10 protein-coding genes and 1 tRNA gene are annotated in these 12,722 nt (G+C 51.7%); 7 read left to right on the forward strand and 4 right to left on the reverse strand.

Annotated features, from left to right (window positions below; genetic code table 11):
* Positions 1-87: 87 nt before the first annotated feature.
* From dnaG to tilS, 4 genes are all read right to left on the reverse strand, one after another.
* Entirely contained in the window at positions 88-2,076 is a 1,989-nt protein-coding gene (gene dnaG, locus ACTS3T_RS06745; RefSeq protein ID WP_462934862.1) for a DNA primase, read from the reverse strand.
* 182 nt (positions 2,077-2,258) lie between these two features.
* The gene (locus tag ACTS3T_RS06750; protein WP_377960282.1) at positions 2,259-2,900 is read right to left on the reverse strand and encodes a hypothetical protein; all 642 of its coding nucleotides are present in this window, start codon (positions 2,898-2,900) and stop codon (positions 2,259-2,261) included.
* Between the two features lie 84 nt (positions 2,901-2,984).
* Positions 2,985-7,352 carry a PAS domain S-box protein gene (locus ACTS3T_RS06755; RefSeq protein WP_377960284.1) on the reverse strand — a complete coding sequence of 1,456 codons (4,368 nt, stop codon included), beginning with the start codon at positions 7,350-7,352 and terminating at the stop codon, positions 2,985-2,987.
* A 221-nt stretch (positions 7,353-7,573) separates the two neighbouring features.
* Positions 7,574-8,560 (reverse strand): tRNA lysidine(34) synthetase TilS, encoded by a 987-nt coding sequence (gene tilS, locus ACTS3T_RS06760; RefSeq protein ID WP_377960286.1) that lies wholly within the window; start codon positions 8,558-8,560, stop codon positions 7,574-7,576.
* A 95-nt stretch (positions 8,561-8,655) separates the two neighbouring features.
* Here tilS and minC point away from each other — a divergent pair, with 95 nt between their 5' ends.
* From minC to ACTS3T_RS06795, 7 genes are all read left to right on the forward strand, one after another.
* Positions 8,656-9,453 carry a septum site-determining protein MinC gene (gene minC, locus ACTS3T_RS06765; RefSeq protein ID WP_377960288.1) on the forward strand — a complete coding sequence of 266 codons (798 nt, stop codon included), beginning with the start codon at positions 8,656-8,658 and terminating at the stop codon, positions 9,451-9,453.
* A gap of 49 nt (positions 9,454-9,502) precedes the next feature.
* The gene (gene minD, locus ACTS3T_RS06770; protein ID WP_377960290.1) at positions 9,503-10,300 is read left to right on the forward strand and encodes a septum site-determining protein MinD; all 798 of its coding nucleotides are present in this window, start codon (positions 9,503-9,505) and stop codon (positions 10,298-10,300) included.
* 64 nt (positions 10,301-10,364) lie between these two features.
* Positions 10,365-10,637: a cell division topological specificity factor MinE gene (gene minE, locus ACTS3T_RS06775; RefSeq protein ID WP_377960298.1), complete on the forward strand. Its 273-nt coding sequence runs from the start codon at positions 10,365-10,367 to the stop codon at positions 10,635-10,637.
* 19 nt (positions 10,638-10,656) lie between these two features.
* Positions 10,657-11,103, forward strand: a complete 447-nt coding sequence (locus tag ACTS3T_RS06780; RefSeq protein ID WP_462934863.1) for a (2Fe-2S) ferredoxin domain-containing protein — start codon at positions 10,657-10,659, stop codon at positions 11,101-11,103.
* 279 nt (positions 11,104-11,382) lie between these two features.
* Positions 11,383-12,030 carry a response regulator transcription factor gene (locus tag ACTS3T_RS06785; protein ID WP_377960294.1) on the forward strand — a complete coding sequence of 216 codons (648 nt, stop codon included), beginning with the start codon at positions 11,383-11,385 and terminating at the stop codon, positions 12,028-12,030.
* A 32-nt stretch (positions 12,031-12,062) separates the two neighbouring features.
* Positions 12,063-12,135: transfer RNA gene (locus tag ACTS3T_RS06790), tRNA-Thr, on the forward strand.
* A 161-nt stretch (positions 12,136-12,296) separates the two neighbouring features.
* Positions 12,297-12,665, forward strand: coding sequence for an Arm DNA-binding domain-containing protein (locus tag ACTS3T_RS06795; protein ID WP_462934864.1), 369 nt, complete (start codon positions 12,297-12,299; stop codon positions 12,663-12,665).
* Positions 12,666-12,722: the final 57 nt, after the last annotated feature.

Genomic DNA, 12,722 nt, shown 5'->3' on the forward strand with positions numbered 1-12,722 from the left:
GTAGCCATTGAAGCGGCTTAACGCTGGTGGCTACGGCTGTATAAGTGGCTCAAATCTAGTGATGACAGCGGACAAATTTTCTCAGTGCTAACCTTCTGCATCGCCAAAGCTGGCGTAAAACTCCCCTACCCAGGGGATCTGAGCCAAATCAGCAAACGTTACACAGCGCTGATCTTCGAGTTCTTGAATTCGCTGCTTTTCGGCATAGATTTGCTTTTGGTAGTAAGCGTGCTGTTCTGGGGTGAGGGTGCAGTCTCTTTCTGACCACAGGTTTAAAAAGTAGCGGTAGCGCTTTTCGCACATGGTTTTTTCCATGCAAGCGATCGCGGCTCTTACCACCAGCGAACCCCGTAAAATGTCTCGCTGAGTTTTTTCGTCGAGCTGTAGCAGGTGGTAGCTCTGACCCAGCAGCGGCTCTTCAGCACAGCGATCGCGCAGTTGATCAAGATTGGCGGGCGGCTGCGATCGCCATTCTGCGAATCCAGCGTGTAGCTCGTCTGTGGTGATCGATTGGCAGTACCAGGCTTTGATCTGTCGCCACAAAGCGCGATGGTGCGAGAAACTAAATTGCAGATCGCGTTCTTCTAATGCCTCTACCACCGCCTGACGGTAATCGCTACTGTGAATAAAAATTCGTAGCAAGGCTGCTTCTGCCTGTTCGAGGGCGGTGGTTCCCCACGATTTGGGCGTATCGGGCTGGAGCTGAGACTGACGCGGCGATCGCCGCTGCCGTCGTACCTGAGCCAGCAAACTATCAGCCAGCAAAGGCACCAGCCGAGCATCGCCGTGGCTAAACAGTTCGGCACAGTGGCGAATGTAGTGGGTGCGGGTGTTGGCATTGGCAATTTCGCTCAGCAGCGCTACTACGGTTTGAGCCGTTTGCTGAAACTGATCGGCCTGCCGCAGGTCTACCCCTTGAAGCAACTGCTGAATTTGCCAGTCTAGCCACAGCGGCGCTGCTGCCACCAAAGCCTGATAGTCGGTGGCGGTGTGGGTTTGCAAATACTCGTCTGGATCTTTGCCCGTCGGCATCGTGAGCACTCGCAACTGCAAATCACCCTGATGCGCCATGTCGGCAGCTTCACCAATGGCTCGCTCAGCCGCTTTCACCCCTGCGGCATCAGCATCAAAGTTAAGCACCACCTGCTTAGACTCGGTATAGCGCAGCAGCAGCCGCACCTGGGCGGCGTTAAGCGCTGTTCCTAGCGAGGCCACCGCATTGGCAATGCCAGCAGCGTGCAGGGTAATAACGTCAAAGTAGCCTTCTACCACAATGGCGCAATCTGCTTTGGCGATCGCGGCTTTAGCCTGACTGAGTCCGTATAGGGTTTTGCCTTTATCAAATAGCTCGGTTTCGGGCGAGTTCAAATATTTTGGCTGTTCGTCACCTAAGGCTCGTCCGCCAAAGCCAATGACCCGGCCTTGCGCGTCTTGAATCGGAATCATCAGGCGATCGCGGAAGCGATCATAATAGCCGCTACCCTGCTGGCGCGGCATAATCAGCCCTGCTTTTTCGACCAACTCAACCGGATAGCGTTTTTGCTCAACCAGATAACCATAGAGGGTTTGCCAGCCACCCGGAGCATAGCCTAGCTGAAACTGCTCAATAGTGGCTGCTTGCAGGCGGCGCTGCTGCTTGAGGTAGGTTAAAGCCGTCTCTCCATCCGGGCGATGCAATGTGTGCTGATAAAATTTGGCAGCGATCGCTAAAATTTCAAAAAGCTGCTCTCGCAGCGAAAGCTGCTGTTGTAGAACCTGGCGTTTGGCGGGTTCAAGCGTTTTCACCGGAACCTGATAGCGGCGGGCTAAATCCAGCACGACATCGGCAAAGGGGCGCTGATTTAGCTCCATCAAAAACTTAATCGCATTGCCGCCAGCGCCACAGCTAAAGCAGTAATAAAACTGTTTGCTAGGGCTAACGCTAAAACTAGGCGACTTGTCGTCGTGAAAGGGGCACAGACCGACAAAGTCTTTTCCCTGCTTTTTAAGCACTACCTGTTCCGACACAATATCAACGATGTCGGCGCGTTCCCGAACCGCTTCAACGGTGTCTGGATGCAGGCGGGGGATATCCATAGGGGCGATCGCTCAGGTAACTCACTTAACGCTATCTGTAGCGTTTAAGTAATCGAGTTTTGAAATTAAACGCTAGGCTTAGTATTCTAGAGCAGCTCACCAATAGCTGCAAAGAAATATTCGCCAAAGTTTAGAGACGACAGATATTTCAAAGTTTAGTGCATTTGCACTAACTTGCAGCGCTATTCATTTTGCTGATCAGCCAGCAAATCGCGCCCAGGCAGGCTTTCGATCGCCCCTAAGACGGCTGCTTGAGCCGCTAAAATATCGCGTTCTTCGCCGCCTAGGTAAAGTCGGCCAAAGCTACCAACCGCATTGATCGAAAGAATGTTAATTAAGGCCGCTTTTTCGGCCTCATTGGCCGCTAGGGCTGCATACGCCGCTGGTTCTACTTCAAAAACGTATAGGGTTTGTCCGGCCACAATCATGTTGCCACGGCGGTTACGGTTGATGAGCTGCACATGGTGAGGATCCAAATTGCGGATCACCTGGCTAGAAACAATGCGTGGCTTTAAGCAGTCAGTCCGTCGTACCCCCAGAGAATCTAAAATCGCGCGGCTGGCAGCATGAACTTCTCCCTGCTTGCTAGAGTGAATTTCCAACAAGCCATAGAGCCTTTCAACCATGAGGATTCCAGGACGAACGACGGCAGATTTCAAAGCTACGTCTGTAATCCGGTTGATCTCAATGCCAGGAGAAATTTCGATCCAGAGAGAGGCATCCCCCGGCAAGGGCAGAAAACCAATGGCAACTGTTCCCATGTAGGCTGCATGCTGAGGCTGCAGATTATCAATGTATACATAGCTGCGAAGTTCAACGCCCAAAATTGCCAGCCTAATGCACAAACAGGCTCAAGTATACGCTCTAAGGGGAGTCGCTGCTCAGGAGATTTTGCTCAACGGCACCTATCAGGCCGGGTTTGTCGGGGTCAACTGTAGAATTTTTTCAAACTGAAAGTTATGAATCAACTGCTGTAATCCAGTTTTTAAAACCATCTGATTAGCCGGAATTTGCTCAATCAGTTGGGCGATCGCAACGTCATCACAAAGCTCAGCCGCCCGCCTCACTTGAGTTACCCAGCTAGCAGGCATCGCCTGAAAGCTTTCCGCCGTCGGTTTAGGCACTGAGGAGTTTTCCGCCACCGCATCCGGACTCAAGCTAGTGCTGCTAGCATAGCGATACTGCAAAGCCAGATGGCTCCCCATCTTGACAAAGAGATCTTGCATCCGAAACGGCTTGCTTAAGAAGTCGTCACAGCCAGCCGCGATCGCCCATTCGCGATCGCCTTCTAGGGCACTGGCACTCAGCGCAATAACACAAACAGGGGGACGGTTCTTCGCGGCTTCTTGCTGACGAATTTGACGAGTCACTGCATACCCATCCATCCCAGGCATACGCAAATCTAGCCAGATTAAATCCGGTTGCCAGGTTTGCCAGACCTCAATTGCTTCACGACCACTCGCCACCTCTTTAACCTGCAACCCAATGGACTGCAAGAGATGCTGTAGCATGTAACGGTTTTCGCGCTGGTCGTCCACAATCAAGATGCGATAGTCTTTTTGACTGGGTTCTAAACCAATCACCGTCGGTAGCTCAGATGTTTGGGTGTCGGCTAGGGTCGTCACCTGCACAGGCAGATAGAGGCGGAAACAGCTACCGTAGCCAACGGTGCTTTCTACCGTCAGGTTGCCGCCCATTAGCTCAGCAAAGTGACGACTAATGGTTAGCCCAAGTCCGGTTCCTTCGGTAAAGTCTTTACCGAGATTGGTTTGCTCAAAGGCTGTAAAAATTTTGTCGATATCTTCAGGGGCAATCCCCACGCCGGTATCGGCCACCTCAAAGCAAAGGGGTACAGTCGGCGTGGGTGTTCCCCCCGTGGCGGGCGGCAAAGTAATTTGTGGTAGCGTGGCAACCCGTAAAGCCACGTTGCCCTGAGGCGTAAACTTGATGGCATTGCCGATGAGATTGATCAAAATTTGGCGGAGCTTGTGGGTATCAACTTTGACGTATCTCGCCACATGGGGGGCTAGCCAGGTAGTTAATGTTAGATCTTTAGCAGCCGCCCGAGGGGTCAACATTGAGCTGACGGCTTGAATCAGCGCGGCTAGGTCACAGCTTTCTGTTTGTAGAGAGATATGGCCAGCTTCAATTTTGGAGAGATCGAGAACGCTGTTGATCAAATCGAGCAGATGGGCACCGCTGCGGTTGATAATATCTACCTGCTCTCGCAGGGTACTGGTGATCTGGCGATCGCGCGTAATCACCTGAGCCAACCCTAAAATGACGTTCAAGGGCGTTCTCAGCTCATGGCTCATGTTCGCTAAAAACAGACTTTTAGCTTGGTTAGCCTGATTAGCCGCCTCTGCCGTTTGCCGCAGTTGTCTAGCCTGTTGCTGCACTTGGGCAAACAGTTCGGCTTGCTGCACAGCCACACCCAGTTGATTGCTAATTTGCACCACAGCGTTCATATCTGATGGTTGCCAGTGGCGAGGACGGCTATTTTGATAAGTGGTCAGCCAGCCCCAGAGCTGCTGGCCTTGCCAAATCGGCGCGGCGATGTAAGCTTGAGCCTGAAGCTGGAGCAAAAATTCTTGCTGGCTGGCTGATAGCTGGGCTTGAGAGACATCGGCTACGCAGATACAAAACTGCTCAGGGCGATCGCCTTCGGCCTGTTCGCCCTGATTCATTAGGTTGACGGCGGCGGCCTGCTGCCTAAAGTGTTCTAAAGTTGCCTCTTTGGCCACCGACAGCGTTTGCTGCAACTGCTCGCTAGCTGCCAATACCGAAATCCAACCTGGCTTGGCCGACTCTGCTACAAACTGGCCGCTGCCATCGCCTTCTAAGCGATAAATCACCACGCGATCGCAGCGTAAGACCTGCCGCAGTTCTTGCACAGTCGTCGCAAAAATCTGATTAATATCTAGCGTTTGCCGCATGTGCTTGATCAGCCGCGCCATCGACTGTTCACGTTCTAAGCCTTGTCTGAGATCGCATTCTGCCTGTTTACGCAGAGTAATATCTTCAAACAGGTAGAAATAGCCGTAATAGGTCGCCTCACTGCGCACCTGGCCGTAAATCCGCCGCAAAATCCGACCATCTTTAAGCGGTAGCTCGTCTTCAATCACCCGAACGTTTTGGTGAGGAGACTTAGAGGTCGCCAGCAATTTTTCCAGGTCAGTGTATTCCAGACATTGCAGCAATAGCTCTTTGTCGCTAAGTAAACCAGCCTGAACGTCGGCTTCTAGCGCTTCAATACGCCACACCTTAAAAAACTGACGATTCACGGCCAAAATTTCGCGCGTGCTGGGGTTAGCCACCAGCATACCTAGCGGCAAAGCTTCGTTAAGGGAGGCGAGCAGCGCTTGGCGGCGACGCAGCTCGGCTTCTATCCGTTTGCGATCAGTAATATTGCGCACCATGATCAATAGCCGATCGTTGTGCAGCGGCACGACCCGAATTTCTTCGTCTTCAAGCTTGCCAGCGACTTCTAGATGTTGTTCATAAACCTGCACCTGCCCCGTGGTGAGGGCACTTTGAATGCTGCGTCTTCGCTGATCGGCTAAGGCAGGGGGCAGCAAATCATGAACGTTGATTGTCTGTCCTGGGACGGGGGTACTAATTAAAGGAACTACATTGTGACCGGGAATGTGTTCAATATAGTTGCCATCAGTATCGGTATAAATCAGCAGATCAGGAATGGCGTGTAAAATGGCTTGGTTGGTCGCTTCGCTGGCTTCTAAAGCCGCTTCTGCCTGCTTGCGATCGCTAATATCTTGCACAATGGCCATGTCTGCAAAGGCTTTACCCGCCTCGTCATGCACTAACGACAGCGTTACGCTAGTCCAGACGAAGGTGCCATCTTTGCGCAAATAGCGCTTTTCAAACGTCAGCGACGGAATGTCTTCCTGATAGAGCCGTTGTAAGTCAGCGGTATGAAAGTTGAGGTCTTCTTGATGAGAAATTTCTTGATAAGTGAGCTGCTGAAGTTCAGCTTCGCTATATCCCAAAAGCTGACAAAAGCTTTGATTGGCACAGATAAAGCGATCGGTCTTTAGGTCAGATTGATTGATGCCAACGGTTGCTTGCTCAAAGACAGCGCGAAACCGGGCTTCGCTCCGCCTAAGCGAATCTTCCACCTGCCGTAGCGGCGTCACATTGCGGCTGACCACCAAAACGGAGGTGACGCGATCGCCAGTAAACTCCGGCACAACTCGGGCATACCAATACGTACTGCTAGGGGGAGTGTTGTAGACAAAATTGAGCGTTTGTTCTTGTTGGGTGACAAAAACCTGCTCCAGGGTGGTTTCCCAGGTCTTGACCAAATCTGTGGCAAAGCCCATTTCTCCGCTTGTGCGACCAATAAAGTCTTCAGGTGGAATATGGGTGATGGCTTGAATCGGCGGGTTGATGTACAGGTAGCGATACTGGCGATCGAAGCGAGAAATGATATCGGGTGAATTTTCTACCAAAGCTCGAAACTCTTGTTCTCGTTGTCGCAGGTGTTCAGCCGCCTGTTTACGCTCATGAATGTCTTCGTGAGAACCCACAATCAATAGCGGCTGGCCTTGCCCGTCCCACTTTGCCCGTCCTCGCGCTCGAATCCAGCGGTAGTCTCCCTTTTGGCCGCGCAGCCGATATTCAATATCATATTGGGGAGCTTGTTGATTAAGGTATGCCTTCAGCGCTGCTAACGTGCGATCGCAATCGTCAGGGTGCAAAAGCTGACACCAGGTCTCATAGTCTCCTTTCAGCTCGGCTGGGTGGTAGCCCAGCATGGCCTTAGTCTTGGCAGACATGGAATGTTGCCCGGTTTGCAAATTCCACTCAAAGACGCCAACACCTAACCCCTGTAGCAAAAGCTGCCACCGTTCTTGGTGAACCGCTAACTGCTGCTGCTGCTGCTGCCTCTGTAAATGGGTTTGCACTTTGGCTAAAACTTCTACAGCCAACAACGGCTGGGCAATGTAGTCGCACCCGCCAACCGCGAAAACCTGCTGCCGATCGCCATCTGAGGTGAGCGTATCGATAAAGACAACGGGCACCGTAGCCCAACGTTCGCTGGCTTTAATCTGCTGGCAAAACTGGTAGCCATCGGTATCGGCCAGTTGCGGACTAACCAGGATGAGGTGAGGTTGCGTCTGCGCTAGAAAATCGAAGGCGGCTTGGGCGGTTTGCCGAGAGCTGACTGTGTAACCAACTGGGGATAGCACCTGCTCTAGAAAGTCTGCATCGGATGAATGACGAGTGACCGTGAGGATACGGAGTAAAGCAGTCATAAACGATGATTGTTTTGAGGAGTGCGTTGTCAGCCAGCGGTCAACGAATCAGCCCAAATTTCTCCGCTCAGGTCAGGGCAATTCGTCAAGACCGTTGATTGACCAATCAAGCGACTTTCTTAAGTGCTCCTATCATGCCCAAGCGAGGGCTGATATTTTGTATGATGCCACTTTGATTTTCGTCGCATTGCCGCTGTCAACCGCAAATTTTTCTAGGTTTTTCAGGAAACTCGGACAAATGTGATCCAGTCATCTTCAACTTGGGCACAGATGCCACCGGGGAGCGGATCGCTTTGGCTACGGTTGGGAGCCTCTAACAGGTTGACCAGTTTTTCGATGTGGCCAAACGTGGGTTGGCTAGGCATCATCTGCTGTAGAAGCTGCCGAATCACCCGTCGCTGTAGGGCAATGTGGCTAGACTGGAGCGAGGGGCGATGAATGCGCCACTGGGGCGGTTGCGAAACAGCCGCGATCGCCTGTTGATAAAGGTCGTGGGCGATCGCTTCGAGATAGTCTACTTCAGCCGCTAGCAGTTCAGCCGTCTGAGCCAGGGTTTGCTCAACGCGTGGGTTAAAGTGCTGCTGCAAATAGGGTAAAACCTCTAAGCGGATACGATTGCGGGCATAGGCTAGGTTTTCGTTGGTGGCATCAGCCCACACCTCAATCTGGCGCGACTGGCAAAACTGCCCCGTTTCGGCTCGCGTCATCTTGAGTAAAGGCCGCACCAAACTAATTTCAGGCGTCAGCGATCGCTGCCAGGTCAGGGTTTGCAGTCCATTTAAACCGCTGCCACGCACAAGGTTGTATAAAATTGTTTCCGCCCGATCGCTGGCGGTGTGCCCTGTCACCACATAACGGCACTGGTAGGTATGGGCGATCGCCGTTAACACCTGATAGCGCCAGTGACGAGCCGCCGCCTCCCCACATGGCGGCACGACAGCCGCCTGCACCACCAGGGGAACCTGCCACGTTTGCGTCACTGCCGCGACAAACGCCGCATTGCCAGCGTCGGCAGGCCAGCGATGATCACAATAGGCCACCAGTAGCCGCCACCCCCACTTAGGCTGGAGGTCTAGCAGCAGCCGCAGTAAGCATAAAGAATCTTGGCCACCCGAAACAGCTACCAGCAAAGATTGCTGGGCGGGCAGCCATAACTGCGATCGCAGCAATTGGTGCAAATGGGCATGAAGGAGCGTCCACTCAGACATATCTGCCAAAACCATCAAAAATCTTCGTGGGGCTGGAACAATCTGGTCTAATATGTGTGTTCTGTAGGGAGCGACTTTTGGCTAACTGCGATCGCATGACTTCAGATTCTGCTTCACCAACACCTATCAGCCAACTCACGCCAGAGACTGAGGAGACGAATACGCCCCCTCAAGTTCGCTTCAAGAGTGAAGGGGGCCGTTTGCTGCTGCTGCTGCCACCAGAGGTGGAAACCAGCCAGCCACCTGCTGACTGGGAAGAACTGTGGCTCCAAATTAAGCAACGGCTCAAGGGCGGCGATCGCTTTTGGCAACCTCAGAGCGCAGTGCATTTGGTTGCCCGCGATCGCCTGTTAGATGCCCGCCAGCTACAAGCGATTGAGGAAGCCCTCTGCGAACAACAGCTTTCTCTCAGGCGAGTCTACACCAGTCGGCGGCAAACCGCAGTGGCCGCTGCCACCGCTGGTTATTCGGTTGAGCAGCAGGCCAGCTTAGCCCATTTAAGCCAAACCCCTACCGAGGCAGGGCAGTCACTCGATGAGCCGTTGTATTTCCAAAGTACCGTGCGATCGGGTATGGAGGTGCGGCATCGCGGTACTATCGTGGTTCTGGGTGATACCAACCCTGGCAGTACGCTCGTAGCCGATGGCGACATTTTTGTTTGGGGACGGCTACGCGGGGTGGCTCATGCTGGGGCTGCGGGCAACCCTCACTGCCGGATTATGGCGCTGCACCTAGAGCCAACCCAACTGCGGATTGCTGATAAGGTGGCGCTACCCCCGGCAAAACCGCCTGTTCGCTATCAGCCTGAAGTAGCCTATATTGGAGCGAGCGGGATTCATATCGCGATCGCTGCTGACTTTGCTCGAAATTACCTGAGCGATTTGTCCCGTTAATGGGAGTCTACTATTTGAAAACTTTTGAATTCTCATCGCGATAGTTTATATGACGCGCATTATCGTTGTAACCTCTGGCAAAGGCGGCGTCGGCAAAACCACCTGTACGGCAAACTTGGGCATGGCTTTAGCCAAGGGCGATCGCCGCGTTGTCGTCATTGATGCCGATTTTGGCTTGCGTAACTTAGACCTGCTTTTGGGCTTAGAAAATCGGATTGTCTACACGGCTATGGATGTTTTAGCCAAGCAATGCCGCCTAGATCAAGCTTTGGTCAAAGACAAGCGCCAGCCCAATCTAGCCCTGCTACCCGCTGCCCAAAATCGCTCTAAAGAAGCCATCACCCCAGAGCAAATGAAAGTTCTAGTAGAGGCGCTAGAACCTCACTACGATTACATTTTGATCGATAGCCCTGCGGGGATTGAAATGGGCTTTAGAAATGCGATCGCGGCGGCCAAAGAAGCCATCATCGTCACCACGCCCGAAATTTCAGCGGTGCGCGATGCTGACCGCGTCATTGGTCTTCTAGAAGCCAACGACATCAAACGCTTGCACCTCGTCGTCAACCGCCTCAAGCCAGCTATGGTACAAGCCGACATGATGATGTCAGTTCAAGACGTACAAGATATTCTGGCGATTCCGCTGCTAGGCGTCATCCCGGACGATGAACGGGTGATTGTTTCTACCAATCGAGGCGAACCGCTGGTTTTAGAACAAAAATTATCGCTAGCAGGTCTGGCATTTGCTAACATTGCTCAGCGGTTGCGGGGAGACAAAGTACCTTTCTTGGATCTCAGCGCTCCTCACGACGACTTGTTTTCTCGGCTGCGCCGGATGTTTCGCGGCTAAAACCTAGCTGCAAACGCGTTACCTGCCTGTGTCCCTTAAATGCATTCTGTAGTCGGCAATGTCCATCCTCAGCGAACTTCTAGAACGTCTATTCCCCAAGACTTACCCCGAAAGTAGCCGCTCCGAGGTGAAGCGCCGCCTGCAGTTTGTCTTAGCTCATGACCGCGCCGATTTAAGCCCAGATACCGTCGAAAAAATGCGGCAAGAAATTATTGAAGTCGTTTCTCGCTATGTAGAAATCGATCCTGATGGGCTAGAGTTTTCCCTCGAAACCGATCAGCGCGTCACCGCTTTAATTGCCAGCCTGCCAATTCGGCGGGTTAAAAGTGAATCTTAATCCCCCCTTCTAACCTATCGTGAGTGCTGCAGATCCAATTGATCCACCACTAGCCCTAGCTGTTCAGGCGCTTGGGCTTAAGCAGATTCAGCGCCATGTCTTTCTCTGCGCTGACCAAAGCATCCCTAAATGCTGTGATAAAGCCGCCAGCCTAGAAGCCTGGGACTATTTAAAGCAGCGGCTCAAGGCGCTCAAGCTGGATGTGCCTACAGCCGACCGACCGACTTGTGTTTTCCGCACAAAGGCTAACTGTCTGCGCGTCTGTCAGCAGGGGCCTATTATGGTAATTTATCCCGATGGCGTTTGGTACCACAGCGCCACGCCAGCCGTGATTGAGCAAATTATTCAAGAACATCTTTTGGCAAACCGGGTCGTACAGGCTTATGCTTTCGTAGAGCCAGCTTTATCTGGCGATCGCATTGTGGCTGCTGCCGAGCCAACAGGTGCCGCCGATGATGAAGATTGATCACCTAAACGCTTTAAGTTTATGAGCGTTTAGCAGTTGGCGGCGTGGCTTCAGCGGTTGTACTTAACCAAAATTGCTGACTTAGCGTTATTTAAATGTTCAGAATGTCTAAAATCTAAGTAATTTTGGGAATAACTATTCATAGCAACTAATTTGAATTCAAGCAACCGTGTATCTGAATTTAACCGCAAACCGCATATTGACCTCGTCAAACGGCGTTTTAGCTTTCTAATTAACCAAGCTTAAAAATTAGTCAACCCCATCAATACCGTAAATCGCATGAAGGACGCTAGCTCTGGAGACCAAAAGCAGTTATTACTCATTGATGATGATCCTAACTTGATCTTATTAGTCAAAGACTATCTTGAGTTTCGAGGCTTTAAGGTCGTAACCGCTGACAATGGTCGAGAAGCATTGGATCTTCTAGAGCATCAGACACCTGACATGATTATTTGTGATGTCATGATGCCTGAAATGGACGGCTACGCTTTTGTTCAACACGTTCGAGATAATCAGCAAACAAGCTGGATCCCGATTTTATTTCTCTCTGCTAAAGGGCAAAGTCAAGATCGCGTCAAGGGACTCAACACAGGCGCAGACGTTTATATGGTGAAGCCCTTTGAACCAGAAGAACTCGTTGCCCAAGTAGAATCTTCGCTCAAACAAGCAGCTCGCTTAGCTCAGCGGCAAGGGCCAGGGGGCGAAAATGCGCCCACGATTCAGGTGCCTTTTGACGTAGAGTTAACGCCAACTGAACTGAAAGTGGTACAGTTTGTAGCCCGTGGCATGGCCAATCGCCAAATTGCGGATGAACTGAAAGTCAGTCAGCGGACAATTGAAAGCCATGTGAGTAACATGTTAGGCAAGACAGGCTTACATAACCGGACTGAATTGGCTCGCTGGGCGTTAGAAAACCGTAAAGTTTAGTCCCAAGTTTGCTAGACTGGGTAACTGGACAAGCTGGTGTAGCTCAGTTGGTAGAGCAGCTGATTTGTAATCAGCCGGTCGCAAGTTCGAGTCTTGTCACCAGCTTATAAAGTAAAACCCCTGAAGCACTTAAGTTTCAGGGGTTTCTTGTTTCTAGCGCTAGTCCAATCTCTAAGTACTGATGTTTTAATCTTGGGTGAAAATTGGGCATATTTTAGGCATTTTGGGTATCATTTGGGTATCGTTCAAATGTACTAAGAGGGGCTATGTATAGCGATGACAAGACGCCTTCAGGCAAAAATCCTAAGGGGAGTGTCTCTATAGAGGTATTTCGGGGGCGGTTAAGACTGCGCTTTCGGTTTAATGGCCAACGCTACTCTATGGCTTTGGGTATTCCTGATACCCAAACTAATCGGCGGGTGGCAGAGGCCAGAGCACGTCAGATCGAGGATGATATGCGGTTGCAGCTTGCTCATGGCGGCAACTACTTTGATTCCTCTCTAGAAAAGTACAAGCCTGAATCCGTTTTATCGGTATCTGAACCCGACATTCAGCCTAAGACTGTTCCCAGCCTGCCTGAGTTGTGGCAACAGTATGTTGATGTGCGAACTCCTGGTAGTCCCCAGCTACCTTAAGGGGTAGTAATGCATAGTAATGGTAGGCTGTAGCCTAGGAGTTTCAGCCATGGCAAT

The sequence above is a fragment of the Almyronema sp. genome, assembly GCF_052168255.1.
Lineage (GTDB): Bacteria > Cyanobacteriota > Cyanobacteriia > Phormidesmidales > Phormidesmidaceae > Sphaerothrix > Sphaerothrix epifaneia.